A 20,146-nucleotide genomic window follows, 5' to 3' on the forward strand; every position below is an offset into this window, starting at 1 on the left:
GCCTACCCCGATCAGACAGCTCAGGCGTGTGACGGGGCGTGTGAAGCCTCCGATGACCCTGCGGCAAAGGACGATCACAAAAACTGTCCGGCGTCCCTGGTACTTATTTCCTGCCAGCCCCCGGACCGGGGGATGGCGCGACTGGGGAGGGGTTCGAGCATGATCGACACCGGTGGGGGTACCGCGGCGGAGCCGGCCGTGAGGGTGCCGGGCGGATGGCTGACGGCGCTTCGGGAGCTGCTGAGCGGGCTGGACGGCGGTTCCGGGCGCATCGCGGTTCCGGTCGAGCAGTATCTGCTGACCGGCTCGCCGGAGTCAGCGGTCGACCAAGTCGTGGCCGAATACGGGGCCGCACAGATTCTCTTCGTTCAGGGCATGCCTGTCTCGGCCGCGACGCTGATGGGCGCTGATCATCCGCTGGTGGCTCATGCCGCCACCTTGCCCATGGACGTTCTGTACCGCTGGGCGCTGCTCGCCTACGCGCTCCTGTGGCCTGGTGCCCCGCGTCCGTTCGACCTGGAGGTGGCGGGCGCGACCCAGGTGGCTGAGTCGTTGCTGATTCATCTGAGCCACCTGAACGGTGGATCGGAGACCTCGGTGACGGCCGCTTTGCCCGTCGACCACGAGCTGATGGAGCGGATGCTGGCGGCCGGGGGAGCACCGCCGGCACAGCTGCTGGCGGATGCGTTCCACCCCTCCAGTACGAGGCTCAGCCGATTCAGCGTCCGGGCCATGAATGGCTATCCGGCAGCGATCGGCCGCTACCCCGAGGTCGTGCATGCCGCGCTGACCTCCGCCGACCTGGAGCAACAGGTCATCGCGCTCAAGATGCTGGAGCCGCTCAGCGCGGACGTACTGCGACCCTTTGCGGCGAAGCTGGCCGATTTGGCCACGGCACCCGTCCAGCAGTTGCGCAACCGCGCCAGGACACCGTTCGCCCGGGTCGCCGACGCCGAGCTGCTGAAGCCCTTCGCGGTCGAGGGCGATCCTGCTCGGCGATTCCGGGCCTTCGAACAGCTCTGGCCACTCGCGGACGGCAAGACTCGCGAGTGGGCCCGAGCCAGAGCGGCCGGAGATCGCTCTGCTCGGGTCCGGACGCTGGTCGAGCGGTGGGACAGGGAGACCGCCGACGCGGCATCCGCTGCCCACGAGTACGAGCAGAGCGCGCGGAGGCCCGAGCGTCCGGTGATCGACTGGGCCGTGCCGGTCACCGAGAAGCTGATGACAGCGCTGCGGCAGTTCTGGGACCAGGTGAAAGCTGAGCCGGCTGAGTTGGACGAACTCGTGCGAGCGTTCGAGGCAGGGGCACCGCCGGCCAGGACCAAGTCCGACTCCCGCGGGAGGGAGTATTTGATCGAGCGGGAGCTGCTGACCAGCCCGCTGTTCGGGGAGCTGAGTCCGGTCGGGCTCACGATCCTTGCGCATCATTTCGGCCTGCTGGTCGACGATCGGCCCTGGCTACCGCTGAGAGCAGCTGAGCTGTACGAGCAGAGCCACCGCCGGACCGGTCACCCGACCTTGCTCGAGGTGTCGACGATGCTCGACGAGATGGGCTACGACGGTCCGGAGCTGGTCTTCGCTCAGTACCGGCTGGCCAAGCCGTGGGGAGAGCCGCTGGGCGTGACCTGGCCGGACGAGAGTGTCGCGCCCTTCGTCCTGGCCAACCTGGATCTCGTCCTGACCGGGGTTCCGATCGTCCACACCTACCTGGACAGATGCGATCCCCTGCGCGCATACCAAGCGTTGGGGACGTTGTCGCCGATGCCGCCCGTTGTCGTCGACAAGTTGTTCGCGCTGGCAGTGGGCAGCCGGACAACCGATCACGAGCCGGCGCAACAGACTCTGGCCAAGCTGCCCGGCCTGAGCGACCGAGTCGTGGCTGCGCTGAAGGACGGCAAGGCGGACGTCCGTACCGCCGCGGCGCAGTGGCTGGGTCGGTTGGGAGACCCGGCAGTCGCGCCCGCCCTGGAGGCTGCCCTGCAGAAGGAGAATCACGACGTCACCAAAGGCGCTCTCCTGGACGTGCTGCAGCTTCTCGGGCAGCCGATCGACAAGTACTTCGGACATGCGGCGATCGTCGAGCAAGCACTCGCCGCCAAGGCATTGCCGAAGAGCGTCGACTGGTTGCGCTGGGACGCGATGCCGACCGTGCGGTGGGCCGAATCCGGCGACCTGGTGCCCGTCGAGGTGGTCAAGTGGCTGGTCGGGCAGGGGGTGAAGGCGAAATCGCCCGAGCCGAACGTGATGCTGCGCAAGTACTGCGCGTTGTTCGACCTGAGGGACCGTGAAGCGCTCGGTCTGCACCTGTTCGAAGCCTGGATCGCCGAGGACCTGACCCCGAACACGCCCGAGCGTGCGCTTGAACTGGCCGAGGAGGCTGCCCGGTACGCGGTGTCCTACCTCGGTGGGACGAGCGTTCCCGAGCTGACCGCGAAGTACTTGCCGCACTATCAGCGACAGCCAGGTGGTTCAGCGATCGGGGCGAAGGGGCTGCTCGCCGTCGTGGCGGCTTGTGGTGGTGAGCAGCTCGCGAGCCTGGCCGGTGCGTACCTCAAGGAGTGGTACGGCCAGCGGGCCGCGCAGGGCAAGGCGTTGATCGCAATGCTGGGGTGGATCGATCAGCCGAACGCGACACAGCTGATGCTGTCGATCGGTTCGCGGTTCCGGACAAAGAGCTTCCAGGAGGAGGCGACCAAGCAAGCGCAGGCTCTGGCCGGGCGCAAGGGGTGGTCGATCGGAGACCTGGCCGACCGGACGATCCCAACGGCGGGATTCGAGGACGACGGCGTGATCGAGCTCAGCTACGGCGAGCGGGTGTTCACCGCGGTACTACGGCCTGACCTCACCATCGAGCTGCGATCGCCGGAGGGCAAGAAGCTCGGCTCGTTGCCGGCCGCGCGACAGTCCGAGGACGAGGAACTGGTCAAGGCGGCCAAGAAGGCATTGACACTGGCTCGCAAGGAACTGAAGGCGATCGTCCAGCTCCAAGGCCAACGCCTGTACGAAGCCCTGTGCATCGAGCGCACCTGGCCGGTGGACGATTGGCAGCGTTATCTCAACGGCCACCCGGTCGTCCGGTACCTGACCCAGCGTCTCGCCTGGGTTGCGACGGCGGGGGAGGCGGTGACAGTGTTCCGGCCGCTCGAGGACGGCACGCTGACCGACGTCGACGACAACGTGGTCGACCTCCCGGCGGATGCGGTCATCGCGATCGCCCACGACAGCTTGCTGGACGAGGGCGCCGTCAAGGACTGGCAGGCTCACCTGGTCGACTACGAGATCGTGCCGCTGTTCCAGCAGTTCGGAAAGGGTGTCTACGTGCTGCCCGAGGAGTTGTCGGCGGAGACCGAGGTGACGGACTTCCGGGGCCATCTGGTGGAGGCGTTCGCCCTGCGGGCAAGGACCGGCAAGCTCGGCTATGCCCGCGGGCAGGGGCAGGATGGGGCCACGTTCTGGGACTACGAGAAGCGGTTCCCGACGCTCGGGCTGACCGTGGTCGTCGAGTTCTCGGGCAATCAGCTGCCGGAGCGGAACAAGACGGTGGCGTTGACGACGCTGTCGTTCCGGCTGGCCGGGGAGGGTGGATCGCGGTCGACGCCGCGGCTGGGCGACATACCGGCGGTGTTGTTGTCGGAGGCGTACAACGACCTGCGGTTGATGGCTGCTGATGGGACCGGGTTTGATCCGGCTTGGGAGAAAACGATCGGGGCTGGGGAATGAGTGTGATCGGTCGTCTGCTGGGTCGCCAGGGGGATGGCGGCGGCGCTGGAGTGGCGTCGGAGTGGCACGAGGCGCTGAAGGTGGTGCTCAAGCGACTCGACGCCGGTCCGGCGAGCATCTCCGGCGCGGCTGAGAGCTATGTGCTGACGGGGGAGCCGGCATCCGCTCTGGCGATGGTGATCGGCAGCGCGGAGGCACCGGAGGCGTTCCGGCTGTGGAGCACTCGGACGCGGGTGGACGTGGAGGTTGCCGATCGGCAGGTCTGGCAGGGGCTGGGGTCAGTGCCGCCTGAGGTGCTGCTTCGCTTTGCCCGGCTGATGGAAGGCGTCCAACGGGCCGGCAATCCGAACTACTTCTCGCTGCACGCTGTCGGCGGTGCGCCGCTCGCCGAGGCTCTGCTGGGCTATCTGATCGGTATCGGCGGCGGCGCTTCGCATGCGGTGATGGCATCCTTGCCTCTCGACCACGCGGCGATCGAGGCAATGCTGGAGTCGGCCGGGGCAGATCCGTCCGACCTCTTGGTGGCTGCCTTTCGCGAGAATCCCTCCTGGAGTGCGCGGAACAGCAGGGATGCCGTGCGCCTCCTGAATGGCTTCGGTGCTGCTGTTGGCCGGCACGCCGAGGTACTGCGGCCGATGCTCGGCACCCGCAACTTCGATCAGCAACTCGTGGCCTTGGAGATGCTCGCCGAGGTCGGCGCGGACGATCTGACGGTGTTCGCAAGAGAACTGGCCGAGCTGGCCACGTCGAGCAGCAGCCAGCTTCGGGCCAAGGCGACACCACTGGTGGTCAAACTCGACGCTGTCGAGCCGCTGAAAAGCATCGCGACGACTGGCAAGCCGGACGAACGACTACGCGCCCTGCAGTTGCTGTGGCCTGACGCCGAGCCTGCGCTGCGCGAATGGTTGCGCGAGGTCGCCGCGGCAGATCGGGCGCCTAAGGTGAGTGCCTTGCTGACGGAGTGGGGTCGGGCCGGCATTGCCCCGGAGCAGCCGGTGGCGATCATCGAGAAGCCGGTGATCGACTGGGCCGTGCCCCTGGATGATGAATTGGCGGCTTCGCTCCAGGCACAGTGGAAGACGCTGAGGGGCTGGCAGCCGCAGCACCATCAGGACAGATCGAGGTTGCCGGACGCCGTGGACCTGACCTCGCTGTTCGAAGAGCTGCGGGCCGGTAGACGGCCGAAGCTTTCCGGGCCGCGGGAGACGCGGTCAGGCCAGATCCTGTGGAACTCGCTGCACTACGGCGGCGGTTTCGACTTCTCCGAGCTGGGTCTGGCCGGCACCACCATCATGCTGAATCACTTCGGCGTCCTGCTCGACCACAGCCGATCGCTGAGCAGCTTGGCGACGAGGGCCTACAACAGCCTGTACTCGAGGACGGGCAAGCCGAGCTTGCTGGAGGTCTCGGCGGTCCTGGACGAGCTCGGCCTCGACGGACCGACGCAGGTCTTCGAGCACTACTGCCGCTCGTGGGACGTCGAGTTCGGCCGGTCGTGGGCGGCTGAGGACGTCGCTCCTTTCGTCCAGTCCAACCTGAAGCTCGTCACGGACGTGATCTCCGGGCCATCGACCTGGTGGAACCACGACGACAAAATGCCGTACCAAGCGCTGGCCACGCTGCCCGAGCTGCCGCCTGCCGTCGTCGACGTGCTCGTCGGGGTCGCGTTGGGCAGCCGCAAGACCGCCCGCGAACCAGCGCAGAACGTGCTGGCCGCGGTGCCCGGTATCAGCGAACGAGGAGCGGCCGGCCTGAAAGACGGCAAGGCGGAGATCCGTACGGCTGCCGCGCAGTGGCTGGCTCGCTTGGGGGATCCGTCGGTGGTGCCGGCGCTGGAGGCCGCGGTGCTGCGGGAGAAGAACGACGTGCCGAAGGGTGCGCTGCTCGACGCGCTGGAGAGCTTCGGATTCGGGGTGGAGAAGTACCTCAACCGCGACGAGATGGCGAAGGACGCCGCGGCGGCATTGCGCAAGGGAATTCCGAAGGAGCTCAACTGGCTGGCCTGGGAGTTGGTACCGCAGGTGCGGTGGGCCGAGACCGGTGAGAGCGTCCCTGGCGACATCCTGCGCTGGTTCGTGATCCTGGCGGTGAAGGCCAAGTCGCCCGAGCCCAACGCGATCCTCCGCAAGTACTGCTCGATGCTCGACCCGGTGGACCGCGAGGTTTTCGGTCAGTACCTGCTGGAGGCGTGGCTCGCCGAGGATGTCCGGACCGCCACGCCTGAAGAGGCTCGCGCACTGGCACTGCGGGATGCCGCCGGCCTGCACCGCCACATGACCCAGTACCCGCGGGCCTACGTGAACAACCCGATGCAAGGCAAGACCCTCGAAGAGCTCGCCGAGGAGTACTACCTGGCCGGGCACCTGGGCAGACCGGCCGGATCCGTCGCCGGCGCGAAGGGGCTGCTGGCGCTGGTCGCGCTATGTGCGCGGGAGCGGGCTGCCGAGCCGGTGGGTCGCTACCTGAAGGAGTGGTACGGGCAGCGCGCCGTGCAAGGCAAAGCGTTGATCGCCATGCTCGGCTGGATTGATCATCCGAGTGCGACGCAGCTGATGCTGTCGATCGGTTCGCGGTTCCGGACCAAGAGCTTCCAGGAGGAAGCGACCAAGCAGGCCGAGGCGCTGGCCGAGCGCAGGGGCTGGTCGTTGAACGAGCTGGCGGACCGGACGATCCCGACGGCCGGCTTCGGCGATGACGGTGTGATCGAGCTCAGCTACGGCGAGCGCGTGTTCACCGCGGTGCTGCGGCTGGATCTGAGCATCGAGCTGCGAGCGCCGGACGGCAAGAAGATCAGTTCGTTGCCGGCGGCAAGGCAGTCCGAGGACCCGGACGTCGTCAAGGCTGCCAAGAAGTCCCTGACGCTGGCGAAGAAGGAGCTGAAGGCGATCGTCCAACTGCAGAGTCAGCGGTTGTACGAAGCGCTCTGCACCGAGCGGACCTGGGCGTTCGATGACTGGCAGACGTACCTCAACCTGCACCCGGTGGTCCGGTACCTGACCCAGCGGCTCGCCTGGGTGGCGGATGGCGCGACAGTCTTCCGGCCGTTGGACGACGGGACGCTCACCGACGTCGACGACAACGAGCTCAAGCTGCCCGCAGACGCGGTGATCGCCATCGCGCATGACAGCCTGCTGGACCCGGAGGTTGTACAGGCCTGGCAGGAGCATCTGGTCGACTATGAGGTCAGCTCGTTGTTCCAGCAGTTCGGCAAGGGCACCTTCGTACTGCCGGAGAAGGCCGCGACCGAGTACGCGGTGCTGGACTTCGAGGGGCATCTGCTGGAGGCTTTCGCCTTGCGGGGAAGGGCGGGCAAGCTCGGCTACACCCGAGGCGAGGCGCAGGATGCGGGCTGGTTCTACGAGTACGAGAAGCGGTTCCCGACGCTGGGGATGACCGCGGTCGTCGCCTTCACCGGCAACCCGTTGCCGGAGGAGAACCGGGTCGTCGCGCTGAACTCGCTGACATTCGTGCGGAGTGTGCCGGGTGGCGGTCCGGCGGCCGGGGTGATGCTGGGCGAGGTACCGGCTGTGCTGTTGTCCGAGGCCTACAACGATCTGCGGCTGATGGCCTCGGACGGGACCGGCTTCGACCCCGACTGGAAGAAGAAGAGTGAGTACTGATGGACGCTGATCGCATTCTTCGCGCGCCCGCCGAGCAGGTGTACGCCGAGGAGCTCGTCCGGCTCGCCGCGGCCGACGGCGGTCCGAAGCCGGCCGGGTGGCGGTTGTCGCCGCGGGCGGTACGGAGCTTCATCCTGGGTGATCAGCAGGTCGGCGTCCGGAAGAAGTTCTACGGTGACGACGCGCTGGTCGATCGCTGTGTGGTCACGTTGATGAGCAATCGCGGGCTGCTGCTCGTCGGTGAGCCCGGTACGGCCAAGTCGATGCTGTCCGAGCTGCTGGCGGCGGCCATCGGAGGGAGCTCGACCTGCACCGTGCAGGGCACGTCGGGGACGACCGAGGACCAGATCACCTACTCGTGGAACTACGCGTTGCTGCTCGCGGAGGGGCCTTCGCAACGGGCGCTGGTCAAGGGGCCGATGTACCAGGCGATCGAGCGGGGGCTGGTCTGCCGGTTCGAAGAGGTCACCCGGGTGCAACCGGAGATCCAGGACGTGCTGATCGGGTTGCTGTCGGACAAGGTGCTGCAGGTGCCGGAGCTGGCCGGTGACGAGGCGACGGTGTTCGCCGGCCATGGTTTCAACGTGCTGGCGACGGCGAACCTGCGCGATCGCGGGGTGCATGAGATGTCGAGTGCGCTGAAGCGCCGGTTCAACTTCGAGACGGTGCGGCCGATCTCGGACCGGCGGCTGGAGGCGCGGCTGATCAAGGAGCAGACGGCCGCGTTGCTGGAGCGGTCCGGGGTGCAGACGCGGATGACCGAGGATGTCGTCGAGCTGCTGGTGACGGCTTTTCATGATCTGCGCGACGGGGTGACGGCGGAGGGCACGGTGGTCGAGCGGACCAGCGCGGTGATGTCGTCGGCCGAGGCCGTCGCTGTTGGCTATGCGGCCACCCTGGACGCGCACTACTTCGACGGCGGTGAGGTCGGCGGCGACCACATCGCCCGCCAGTTGATCGGCACCGTCCTGAAGGACAACCCCGACGACGGCAAGAAGCTCCGGCACTACTTCGACGTGGTCGTCAAAGAGCGCTCCCGCCACAACCGGCACTGGCGCCAGGTCCTAGACGCCCGCCAAGAACTGAATCGCTGACCGCCGAATGACAACCGAACAGACCACCCCGGCTGGAACGGCGGAGCTGACGACCCCGGCTGAGGCGGCGGAGCTGATGACCCCGGCTGGGGCGGCGGAGCTGACCATCCCGGCTGGGGCGGCGGGGCTGACGACCTCGGCTGGGGCGGCGGAGTTGACCATCCCGGCTGGGACGGAGGGGCCGAGAACTCCGTCGGCGACGTTGGACTTGTTGACCTCCGCGGGAGTGCGGGGGTTGGCTGCATCGTTGGTGACGGAGGACCTGGTGGTGTTGCCGGTGCGGCACCACAGTCCGGCTTGTGCGTTGGTGGTGCGGCGGGTGATGGCGGAGCGGCGGCCGAGCGTCGTGCTGGTCGAGGGGCCGCGAGCTTTCGACGAACTGGTGCCGTTGCTCACCCACGCGGAGGCGAAGATGCCGCTGGCCGTGTACAGCTATGCGCGGCGAAAGGCCGGGGAAGAGCAGGAGAGGTGGGCCGGGTACTACCCGTTCTGCGACTACTCACCAGAGCTGGTCGCGCTCAGGAGCGCCGCGGAGCAAGGGATTCTCGCCCGGTTCATCGACCTCGATCTGGCCGAGCAACGGCTCGCCGAACACCAAGCGGCCGAACATCAAGCGTCCGAACACCGGGCGGACGAGCGGCCTGGAGCCGAGCGGCCGGGCGCCGAGCAGGCGTCGTTGCTCGATGAGCGGTATTTCCGGCACAGCGCGGCGCTCCGGTTGCTCGCCGAGCGGTTGGGGTGCCGGGACGACGAGGATCTCTGGGAGTTGTTGTTCGAGGCGGACGCCGGGAACATCAGCACGATCGAGCATGTCGAGCGGGTGGCGGCCTACTGTTCGCTGGCCAGGGCCGACAGTTCGGCCGACGAGCTGGCAGCGGACGGTACGACGGCGCGCGAAGCGGAGATGGTCTGGCACATCCGCGCGGCCCTCGCCGAACGCCGCCCCGGCGACGGTCCGGTGGTTGTCGTGCTGGGTGGGTTCCACGCTGTCGCCGTACCGGGGTTGCTCGCCGCTCCACCAGCGCGGCCAGAGCTGCCGGCCAAGGACATCACGGCCGGCTCGGCGCTGATCCGCTTCTCGTTCGAGCGCCTCGAACGTCTCAACGGGTACGCCGCCGGCATGACCTCACCCGCCTGGCACCAGCACCTCTGGGAGCGGCTCACCAGCGACCCGGCCGACGACGAAGAACCACGAACAGCGGCCCTGCTGACCGCCCTCCTCGACATCTCTCGCGACCTGCGAGTCGACCAGAAGCTCTCCCTTTCCGTCGCCTCCGTCGCAGCCGCGTTCGAGCAGGCACTGCGACTCGCCGAGCTCCGCGACCACCCAGCACCACTGCGCAGCGACCTGCTCGACGCCGTCACGAGCTGCTTCGTCAAGGGCGATGCCGACGTCGAGGGCCTGCGGATCACCGCTGCCTGCCGCCGTACCCTCACCGGCGAAGCAATCGGCACCTTGCCGCCAGGCACCGGTACGCCGCCACTCGTCAACGACACCTTCGAGCGCCTCAACCGGCAACGGCTCAAGGTCGATTCGTCCAGCCGCCAGACCACCAGCCTGGACATCTATCGAAGCCCCGCGCACCGCGAGACCAGCCGCCTCCTGCATGGCCTGGACCTGCTGAACGTCCCCTTCGCCACCAAGGTCGCGGGCCCGGACTTCGTCCGCGGCACCGGCCTCGGCCGCCTGCATGAGCGCTGGGACTACAGCTGGTCCCCACTGACCGACGGCGCGCTGGTCGAAGCGTCGGTCTTCGGCTCGACCCTCCCGGCGGCGGTGCTGGCGAAGTTCTCCGGCCTGCTCGCTGACCATCGACGATCCAGCCGGCGCTCCGACGCGACGGTCGCGGTCGCCCTGCTCTCGCATGCCTGCGTTCTCGGCCTGCAGAGCCAGATTCCGAGCACCCTCGACCTGGTACACGCGACAATCGTCGAGGATGCCTCCTTTACCAACACGTCGACCGCGACGGCCCGCCTTGCTCTGCTCTGGGAGGCCCGCGAACCACTCGAAGCCCGGTTCGTCGACGATCTGCCCGCGTTGCTGCGTACGGCGTACCGGCGCGTCATCTATCTCGGCCGCGAACTGCAGGGCGGCCCGGCCGCCGAAGCGACCAAGCTCGTGAAGGCCCTGGTCCAGTTGAGAGAACTCCTAGCCGGCACAGCAGGCGCCGACCTCGATGCGGAGCTCTACTGGGAGTTGATCGACCGCATCCAGCACGAGTACGACGTACCGCTCGTCCGCGGCGCAGCAACCGGACTGCTGTACTCGGCCGGCCGACTCAACTCGACCCAACTGGTCGAGCAGGTCTCCGGTCATTTGGCCGGCGGCGTCGGACCGGCCGACGCGGTCGGCTTCCTCACCGGACTCCTGTCCACCGCCCGCGAGGCAGCCTGGCAAGAGCACGAACTGCTGGCAGGCCTCGACCGGAGGCTGGCCGGATGGGATCTGCAGACGTTCGTCGCGCACCTCCCGGAGCTGCGCCTCGCCTTTGCCGAGCTGACCCCGATGGAGACCGACCGGGTCGCAACGGCCGTCGCGAACCTGCACGGTCACCACGATCTCGGCCTCATGGTCCAGCGCAACGTCGGCACCGACGAGGTCCAGCGAAACCTCGAGATCGCCACCCAGGTCGCCACCTTGCTCGCCCACGACGGACTCGCCGCCTGGAGCGAAACATGAACCAGGTAGAGCGCTGGCGTCTCGTTCTCGGTCGGTACGCCGAACAGCGATTGGGCTCGCCGAGACCCGGTAGCAGCGAAGACCGGATGGACTCGGCGCTGGAGTACCTGTACGGCCGGGAGTACCGCGACCGCGGAGTACGCCCCGGCAGCGGCGACTCCGCAGACCGCTCGGGCGGCCTCGGCGACTCGGTCCCGACGCTCGTCGACTGGCTGGGTGAAGTCCGTGAGCTGTTCCCGCGCAAGACCGCCGAACTCGTCGAGAAGCACGCGCTCGACCGCTACGGCCTCACCGACCTCGTCACCGACCCGCGGATGCTCGAACGGCTCGAACCCAACGAAGAACTCCTGAAGACCCTGCTCGCGCTCAAGGGCATGCTCAACCCCGAGGTGCTCGCCATCGCCCGCCGGATCATCCAGCAGGTCGTCGACGAGCTGCGCCGCAAGCTCGAGGCCGAGATCCGCCCCGCGCTGTCCGGCCGGCGCAGCCTGCACCGGCACTCGCCGCTGAAGCTCGCCGCCAATTTCGATGCCGTCGGCACCATTCGACGCAACCTGAAGAACTACGACCCCGAGACCGGCAAGCTGGTCCTCGAAAAGGTGCTCTTCTTCGAGCGCAACACCCGCCGGCTGCCGTGGGACATCATCGTCTGCGTCGATCAGAGCGGCAGCATGGCCGGCTCGGTGATCCACAGCGCGGTGATGGCCGGCATCCTGTCCGGCCTGCCCGCGTTCCGGATCCGGCTGGTCGTCTTCGACACCCAGATCGTCGATCTGACCGAGTACGCCGACGACCCGGTCGAAGTGCTGATGAGCGTCCAGCTCGGCGGCGGCACGGACATCGCCAAGGCCGTCCAGTACTGCGCCCAACTGGTCGAGAACCCAGCCCGGACGGTGCTCGTGCTGGTCACCGACTTCTTCGAAGGCGGTTCGCCCTCCGACCTCGTCCGTGTGGTCAAGGAGCTGGCGGAGGCGCGCGTGACCATGCTCGGTCTGGCCGCGCTCGACGGCGACGCGTATCCGTCGTACGACCGGGGCATGGCGCAACGCCTGGCCGAGCACGAGATGAAGATCGCCGCGCTCACTCCGGCCGAGATGGCGAACTGGCTGGTCGAGGTGACGGCATGAGCTTGAAGAGCGACCTGATCGCTCAACTCAGCCGGTTCGATGACGATGCCTGGGCGGCGCTGGCCAATCGCGGGTTGCTCCGGCGAGCGCGTAAGGATCTGACGACCGCGCTCCCGGAGATCGTCGCGGATACCGCGGCAGGGTTGGAGATCCGGGTCGAGGCAGCGGTGGTCCGGTTCGACGAGCGCGGACCGGCCTCGGCGACCTGCGACTGCCCGAGTGCAAGCATCTGTCAGCACATCGTCGCCGCCGGGCTGTGGCTGTCGTCAACCGCTGCAGACGAACAACCAGCTGCTGATCCTGGCAAGGAACTGCTGGCGATCAGCGTCGAGCAGCTGACGGAGTACGCCGGCAAGGCCGGGTACCGCTGGGCCTTGCGGTACGTCGATGAGCTCGAGCAAGCCGTCCGCGTGGAGCTCGGACGCCAGATCATCCTGACACTGTCGAGCCCGCGAATCACCTTCCGCTACCTGGGCGGCGGACTGCCCGGTCTGATCCCTGATCTCAAGCTCGCAGCGGTGGAGAAGTACCAGGTCGCCGTGGTGCTCGCCTACCAACGCTTGTCGGGGGTCGGGCCACCGCCGGTACCACCAGACGAGCGGCCGCAATCGCCACACCGGTTGGCCGACAGCCGGGCGCGTCTTCGAACGGCGGCCGCGCAGTTGCTGACGGACACGGTCCGGCTGGGCACGGCACATTTGTCCGCGTCGATCCATCAGCGGTACGAGACCCTCGCTGTCTGGGCGCAGGGCGCGGAGTACCACCGGCTGGCGCGCGCCCTGAGCAGGATCGCGGACCACGTGCAGCTCCTGCTCGACCGCTCCGCCCGCGCAGACGAGCACCGGCTGCTCGACGAGGCAGCACTGGCGTATGCGTTGGTGTGCGCGCTCGACGGATCCGAGCAGCCACGGCTCGTCGGCCAGGCGCGCGGCAGCTACGACGCGGTACGCCGGATGGACCTGATCGGGCTCGGCGCGTACCCGTGGCGGGCCGCTTCGGGCTATCACGGGCTGACCGCGCTGTTCTGGTGGCCGACGGAGAAACGCTTCGTGGCATGGAGCGATGCGCGGCCGGAGTCGATGCCCGGCTTCGAGCCCCGCGGCCGGTACCAGGGTGTCGCGGCCTGGGACGGGTTGGCCTCGCCGGCCGACGCGACCGGCGCCGAGGTCCGGCTCAGCGACGCGAAGCTCAGCCCCTCGGGACGGTTGTCAGGTGCTGAGGGGACCCGGGCGGTCGCGGTACCGCTGAGTGGAGAGGCGCTGGCCGCCGCGCTTCCGGTCGTGACGGGATGGTCCGACCTGGCGCGAAAACCCCGCAGCCTGCTCGACCTGCCCCGACCGTTGGAGGATTGGTCGGTACTGCGCCCGGCAGCTTTCCAGCAGCCGCGTTTCGACCCGAACTCGCAGTCGCTGTCGTGGGAACTCCTCGACGAGCAAGGCGAAACTCTCACCCTCGTCCTGCCCTACACGGCCGAGAACACCCACGCGATCAGCAGGATCGAGTCCCTCACCGACGACGACCTCGCTCCCGGAACCCTGCTGACGACTCAACTCCGGCCGACCGCCAGCGGCCTGTCCGGTGAGCCGATGAGCCTGATCCACCCCGGCCGTCCGGCTGGTATTGCGATCGATCCACTCCACTTCGGTACCGCGGTGCCGAAGCAGGCGGAGGGTCGCAAGGTGAAGGCACCGGCGGCGGATGTACCGGCGGAGTGGTTGCCGCCCGTTCTGGAGGAGCTGCGCGGCTGGCTGGTCAGGCGCGCGGAGCGGGGGATCGGCGCGGGAGCCGAGAGCGCCGTCCTTGCGGAGCTGGGGAGCCGGCATCAGGCGGCACGCGATGCGGGGTTCGCCATCTTCCCGAGGCTGCCCAGCGGCGCGGCTCCGGACTCGACCGACCCGGCGGTGGCGATTCTGCGGTCCTGCTACCTGGTCCAGCAGGTGACGCAAGTGGTGAATCGGTAGAGCGCCTTCGTTGTCAGAGGTTGATATATCTACTGATCAGCGCATTCGGTCCGTCCGTTGTCGGCCACGCGCAAAGTCTTGCCAACGTTGTCATCGCTACTTATAGTCCGAGAAACGTTTCCAACGGTGACAACCGTGCTGAGGCAAGTGAAACGGAGGTGGCTTCCATCACATCGGTCCGGCCAGGTGTGCCGGGTGAGGAGAGTCCGGTCAGGACTCGGATCGAAGGGAACCATCTCGTGAACGATGCGCCGCGCCCGCAGTTCGAAGACGTCGCCGATGTCGTCCGGCACCAGCTGAGCCGACGGTCCGTGATGGGAGGCGGAGCGGCGGCACTGGCCGCGTTCCTGGCCGCCTGTTCCGGCGGCGGGGGCTCGTACTCCGACAAGCCCGCCGGCAACAAACCGGCCGCCACCAAGTCGATCCAGATCGGCAAGGCGAACATCCCGGTCCCGCGGGACCAGTCGGTGATCGTCGGCCAGGTCGAGTACACCGTGTTCGACAGCTTCAACGGGATGATCCCGAACGGGTCGCCCGGTGGCGCCGGCGTGGAGCTGGCGACCGAGCCGTTGTTCTTCCTCAGCTTCGCCACCGGCAAGCTCACGCCGTGGCTGGCCACGGAGTACAAGTACAACGACGACCACACCGAGCTGACCATCAAGTTCGACCCCAAGGCGCACTGGAACGACGGCAAGCCGCTGGGCGCCAACGACTTCAGGTTCACCGTGATGCTGCTGAAGGACCGGCCCGACCTGTTCGGCGGCGGTGGTGAGCTGAAGGAGTTCGTGAAGAGCGTCGAGGTCCCCGACGAGCACACCGCCGTGGTCAAGCTGCTCAAGCCGACGCCGCGGCTGCACTACAACTTCATCGCGGCGATCGCCGGCGCGCCGATCAACGTGATGCCCGAGCACATCTGGAAGTCGCAGGATCCGACCAAGTACAAGGACAATCCGCCGGTCCGGTCGGGTCCGTACAAGCTGAAGCAGGCGATCCGGAACCAGAAGATGTTCGTCTGGGAGAAGGACCCGAACTACTGGAACAAGGACAAGCTCGACGTCAAGCCGCAGTACGCGATCTTCCAGAGCATGTCCAAGCAGGGCGACCAGGCCTCGCTGGCGTTCGAGCGGGTCGAGTTCGACGTCGGCTCGATCGACGCGCAGCACGCCAAGCAGCTGGCCAACTCCGGCTACCCGAATCTGCTGACCACCCAGTTCCACGACCCGAACCCCCGGGTGATGTGGCTGAACTGCGACCCGGTCCGCGGCGTGATGGCCGAGCCCAAGATGCACTGGGCGATCAACTACTGCCTGGACCGGGACAAGATCGGCAAGTCGGTCTGGCAGGTCGATGTACCGCCCGCGATCTACCCGTGGGCCGACTACCCCACCAACGACAAGTGGAAGAACGACGAGCTGGCGAACAAGTACAAGTTCGAGTACAGCCTGGAGAAGGCGACCGCGCTGCTGGACGAGGTCTGCCCGAAGAACTCGGCCGGCAAGCGGACGTACAAGGGCAAGGAGGTCAACCTGGAGATCATCACGCCGGCCCAGGTCGACAAGGACGAGTACGCGATCGCCAACGTGCTGAAGACCGATCTGGCCAAGGTCGGCGTGCCGTGCACCCTGCGCAGCCTGTCCGGCAGCGTGCACGACGAGAAGTTCCAGCGCGGCGAGTACGACATCGACTCCAGCTGGGCCGGGTTCGCGATCGACCCTGAGCAGCTGTACACCGACTGGGAGAGCAGTGACGCGCAACCGGTCGGCAAGAACGCCGCCGGGAAGAACAAGATGCGGTTCCGCGATCCGCAGTTCGACGAGATCTCCAAGAAGCTGGCCGGGATGGACCCGGACAGCGAGGAGGCGAAACCGCTGCTCGCGCAGGCGCTGGAGGTGTACTTCCAGAAGCTGCCGCTGCTGCCGGTGATCCAGACCGGCTACCCGCAGTTCTTCAACACCGCCTTCTGGACCGACTGGCCGACCGACGACAACCTGTACGAGGTGCCGCTGAACTGGTGGCCGCACTTCATCTTCGTGCTCGCCAAGATCAAGGCCACCGGGCAGAAAGGTCCGGCGTGACCGCTGAGGCGCCGCCGGTGGCCGTCGTGGACAAGCCCAAGGAATCCGTGGCCCGGACCGGGCCACGGGCGTGGCTGTCCCGGCACCCGCTGGCGGCGTACGCGCTGCGCCGCTTCGGGCTCTATCTGATCGAGCTGTGGGGAGCGCTCACGATCGCGTTCTTCTTCTTCCGGATGATGCCCGGCGACCCGATCAACACGCTGATCCAGAGCCTGCAGCAGAACTACATCTACAACGCGCAGGCCAGCGCCGAGATCATCGCCCGGTACCAGCACGAGTTCGGTCTCGACGGGAACATCTTCTCCCAGTACCTGAAGTACCTGGAGAAACTCGTTCTGCACGGCGATCTCGGGCCGTCGCTGATCAACTATCCGACGCCGGCCCAGGACGTGATCCTCAGATCGCTGCCCTGGACAATCGGTCTGCTCGGCATCTCGGCCGTGCTCTCCTGGGTGATCGGCATCGTCGTCGGCGCGATCGCCGGCTGGCGGCGCGGCAAGGCCGGCTCGGCGATCATCACCAACCTCTCGATCGCGCTGGCCCACGTGCCGTTCTTCTTCGTCGCGCTGATCCTGGTCTACGTCTTCGCCTACACGCTCGGCTGGCTGCCCGCGCGGTCGGCGTACGACTCGAACATCAATCCGGGGTTCTCGCTCGACTTCATCGGCAGCGTGCTCAAGTACGGGTTCTTGCCGGGGTTGTCGATCGCGGGGATCGGCGCGATGGGCTGGATCCTGTCGACCCGGATGCTGATGGTGCCGGTGCTGGGCGAGGACTATCTCGTGTACGCCGAGGCCAAGGGGCTCAAGCCCTGGCGGATCCTGACCCGTTACGCCCTGCGCAACTGCTACCTGCCCCAGGTCACCGCGTTCGGTATCTCGCTCGGCTTCATCTTCAACGGCAACGTCCTGGTGGAGCAGCTCTTCAACTACCCAGGCCTCGGCACCACCCTGGTGACCGCGATCCAGCAACTCGACTTCAACACCATCCTCGGCGTCACCGACATGGCGATCTTCTCGGTCCTGACCGCCGTCCTCCTGCTCGATCTCCTCCTCCCGCTACTTGACCCACGCGTCAAGTACTGGAAGTAGTCGCGATGAGAATCCTGAACGCGGTACTGCGAACCGTCCGCAACAGCCGGCGTCTGGCGATCGGCCTGGTGATCATCGCCGCGATGGCGTTGCTGGCGATCCTCAGCCCGTTGATCGTCGACGCGATCGGTGGCGGCAAGGATCCCGTCGAGGTGGCGGCGTACGAAAAGTGGCTGGTGCCGGGCGGCGAGCATGTGCTCGGGACCGACCAGTTCGGCCGGGACGTGCTGGCGATGGTGATGAAGGCGTTGTCGGTCTCGCTGCAGATCGGCGCGATCGCCGGGGTGATCTCGACGGTGGTCGGGGTGATCGTGGCGTTCGTGGCCGGTTACAAGGGTGGCTGGATCGACAACATTCTCTCCACGTTCACCGGCATCCTGCTGGTGATCCCGACGTTCCCGCTGCTGATCGCGCTCTCTGCGTACGCGAAGAACGTGAGTCTGTTCCAGGTCGGGGTGATGATCTCGATCTTCTCCTGGCCGTTCGCGGCCAAGACGATCCGTTCCCAGGTGCTGAGCCTGCGTTCCCGTCCGTACGTCGATCTGGCCCGGGTCAGCAAGTCGAGAGATCTCGAGATCATCGCGACCGAGTTGTTGCCGAACCTGCTCCCGTTCATCGGGGTCGGCTTCGCCTCGTCGGCGCTCGGCGCGATCTTCGGGCTGGTCGGCCTGGAGGTGATCGGGCTCGGGCCCGGCGGCGTGATCGATCTGGGCCAGATCATCTTCAACGCGATCAACACCGGTGCGCTGACGCTCGGCGCCTGGCCGATGTTCGTGGTCCCGATCGTCTTGCTGACGCTGCTGTTCGCGGCGCTGAACATGATCAACATCGGCCTCGAAGAGGTCTACAACCCACGGCTGAGAGGAGTGGCCGGTGAGTGAGCAGACCGTACTGGAGGTCTCCGGCCTCGAGGTCGTCTACTCGACCAACCGCGGCGACGTGAAGGCCGTACAGGACCTCGATCTGTCGGTCCGGCGTGGCGAGATCCTCGGGATCGCGGGGGAGTCCGGCAGCGGCAAGTCCACCCTGGCGGTCGCGCTGCTGCGACTGCTCAAGCCGCCGGGCAAGGTGACCGCCGGCTCGGCGATCTTCCACCGCAAGGGCGGCTCACCGGTCGACCTGATGAAGGTCGACGGCGAGGAGCTCCGCGTACTGCGCTGGAGCGCGCTCTCCTATCTGCCACAGGGCTCGCAGAGCTCGCTCAACCCGGTGATGCGCGTCGAGGATCAGTTCAAGGACGTCATCCTCGAGCACGCGCCCGACCGCAAGGAGGGACTCACCGAGCTGATCGGCCGGTTGCTCGACCAGGTCGGCCTGGAGCCACGGGTCGCCCGGATGTATCCGCACGAACTGTCCGGCGGGATGAAGCAGCGCGTGCTGATGGCGATCTGCGTCGCCCTCGAACCCGATCTGGTGATCGCCGACGAACCGACCACCGCGCTCGACGTGACGATCCAGCGGGTGATCCTGCAGAGCCTCGCCGATCTGCGCCGCGACTTCGGCGTGACGCTGATGGTGATCTCGCACGACATGGGCGTGCACGCCCAGCTGGTCGACCGGGTCGCGGTGATGTACGAGGGCTGGCTGGTCGAGGTCGGCGGCGTCCACCAGGTCTTCAAGGACCCGCAGCACGAGTACACCCGGCAGTTGATCGAGTCGATCCCGCGGCTCGGACGGAGGGCGTCATGACGACCGGCAAGGTGATCGAGCTGCGCGGCGTACAGCAGCGGTTCCATGCGCGCGGTACGCCGGACGGCTACCTGACCGCGGTCGCGGACGCCAGCTTCCGCCTCGACGCCGACCCGCCGCAGGTGGTCAGCCTGGTCGGCCAGAGCGGCAGTGGCAAGAGCACGATCGCCCGCAACATCCTCGGCCTGCAAAAGCCGACGGACGGCACGATCACGTACGGCGGCAAGGACATCTTCAAGCTCAGCCGCAGCGAGTACGACGACTACCGCCGCAACGTGCAGCCTGTCTTCCAGGATCCGTACTCGATCTTCAACCCGTTCTACCGGGTCGACCGGGTGCTCTGGAAAGCGGTGAAGAAGTTCTCCCTCGCCACCACCCGCGAGGCCGGCCTCGCCCTGATCGAGGAGTCCCTGCGAGCAGTCAGCCTCGACCCGGACCGGGTCCTGGGCAGGTACCCGCACCAGCTCTCCGGCGGCCAGCGGCAGCGGATCATGCTGGCCCGCATCCACATGCTCCGCCCGGCCTTCGTGATCGCCGACGAGCCGGTCTCGATGCTCGACGCCCAGATTCGCAAGATGTTCCTCGACATCCTGCTCGACTTCCAGCGCGCCCACGGCATGACGACCCTCTTCATCACCCACGACCTCTCCACCGTGTACTACCTCGGCGGCCAGGTGATGGTCATCAACAAGGGCGAGATCGTCGAACGCGGCCCCGTCACCGAGGTCATGCACACCCCGACCCACCCCTACACCCGCCTTCTGCTCGACTCCATCCCCCAACCCGACCCCGACGCCCGCTGGACCACCCGCATCACCGTCGACGAGTCCACCGCCACCCCACCCACCGACACCGCCACCGAAGCCACCCCCATCATCTGAGCCAGGCGATAGTTCAACGGCTTAAGGATCGACGCGCTGTCAACTCGCCGCGCCGACAAAACCAGTTGAGAATAGTTGCCACGCTCCGTCATGTCGTGCTGCTGTATTGGGCTAGCTGATTGGTCGGGAGGGGACATGTCCCGTAGCCGTCCTGCGAGTACTGCGAACGGTACGGCCGCGATCGAGAGGCTGGTGGCGCAATTCGGTC

At 67.1% G+C, this 20,146-nt stretch carries 11 protein-coding genes; all 11 read left to right on the top strand.

The features are described from left to right. Positions 1-159 precede the first annotated feature (159 nt). The 11 genes from ACIA12_RS03550 to ACIA12_RS03600 all read left to right on the top strand — a co-directional run bounded on the left by ACIA12_RS03550 (position 160) and on the right by ACIA12_RS03600 (position 19,938). Positions 160-3,720 (top strand): DUF4132 domain-containing protein, encoded by a 3,561-nt coding sequence (locus ACIA12_RS03550; RefSeq protein ID WP_396365221.1) that lies wholly within the window; start codon positions 160-162, stop codon positions 3,718-3,720. A 2-nt stretch (positions 3,721-3,722) separates the two neighbouring features. Then, on the top strand, positions 3,723-7,340 hold the full coding sequence (locus tag ACIA12_RS03555; protein WP_396365222.1) for a DUF4132 domain-containing protein: 3,618 nt from the start codon (positions 3,723-3,725) through the stop codon (positions 7,338-7,340). After that, positions 7,340-8,434, top strand: a complete 1,095-nt coding sequence (locus ACIA12_RS03560) for an AAA family ATPase (RefSeq protein ID WP_396365223.1) — start codon at positions 7,340-7,342, stop codon at positions 8,432-8,434. The genes ACIA12_RS03555 and ACIA12_RS03560 overlap by 1 nt, the downstream gene beginning before the upstream one ends. Before the next feature lie 7 nt (positions 8,435-8,441). Continuing rightward, positions 8,442-11,114 (top strand): DUF5682 family protein, encoded by a 2,673-nt coding sequence (locus ACIA12_RS03565; RefSeq protein ID WP_396365224.1) that lies wholly within the window; start codon positions 8,442-8,444, stop codon positions 11,112-11,114. Then, on the top strand, positions 11,111-12,241 hold the full coding sequence (locus ACIA12_RS03570; protein ID WP_396365225.1) for a VWA domain-containing protein: 1,131 nt from the start codon (positions 11,111-11,113) through the stop codon (positions 12,239-12,241). Before ACIA12_RS03565 ends, ACIA12_RS03570 begins: the two co-directional genes overlap by 4 nt. Beyond that, positions 12,238-14,202, top strand: coding sequence for a hypothetical protein (locus ACIA12_RS03575; protein ID WP_396365226.1), 1,965 nt, complete (start codon positions 12,238-12,240; stop codon positions 14,200-14,202). The genes ACIA12_RS03570 and ACIA12_RS03575 overlap by 4 nt, the downstream gene beginning before the upstream one ends. Positions 14,203-14,441: 239 nt before the next feature. Beyond that, positions 14,442-16,277 carry an ABC transporter substrate-binding protein gene (locus tag ACIA12_RS03580; RefSeq protein WP_396365227.1) on the top strand — a complete coding sequence of 612 codons (1,836 nt, stop codon included), beginning with the start codon at positions 14,442-14,444 and terminating at the stop codon, positions 16,275-16,277. Beyond that, entirely contained in the window at positions 16,274-17,368 is a 1,095-nt protein-coding gene (locus tag ACIA12_RS03585) for an ABC transporter permease (RefSeq protein ID WP_396365228.1), read from the top strand. Before ACIA12_RS03580 ends, ACIA12_RS03585 begins: the two co-directional genes overlap by 4 nt. 5 nt (positions 17,369-17,373) lie before the next feature. Beyond that, positions 17,374-18,249 (top strand): ABC transporter permease, encoded by an 876-nt coding sequence (locus tag ACIA12_RS03590; RefSeq protein ID WP_396365229.1) that lies wholly within the window; start codon positions 17,374-17,376, stop codon positions 18,247-18,249. Beyond that, positions 18,242-19,057 (top strand): ABC transporter ATP-binding protein, encoded by an 816-nt coding sequence (locus ACIA12_RS03595; protein WP_396365230.1) that lies wholly within the window; start codon positions 18,242-18,244, stop codon positions 19,055-19,057. The genes ACIA12_RS03590 and ACIA12_RS03595 overlap by 8 nt, the downstream gene beginning before the upstream one ends. Further along, a complete protein-coding gene (locus tag ACIA12_RS03600; RefSeq protein ID WP_396365231.1) occupies positions 19,054-19,938 on the top strand; it encodes an ABC transporter ATP-binding protein in 885 nt (294 codons plus the stop codon). The genes ACIA12_RS03595 and ACIA12_RS03600 overlap by 4 nt, the downstream gene beginning before the upstream one ends. Positions 19,939-20,146 lie beyond the last annotated feature (208 nt).

Source organism: Kribbella sp. NPDC051620, assembly GCF_044453825.1.
In the GTDB taxonomy this organism is placed as follows: Bacteria; Actinomycetota; Actinomycetes; order Propionibacteriales; family Kribbellaceae; genus Kribbella.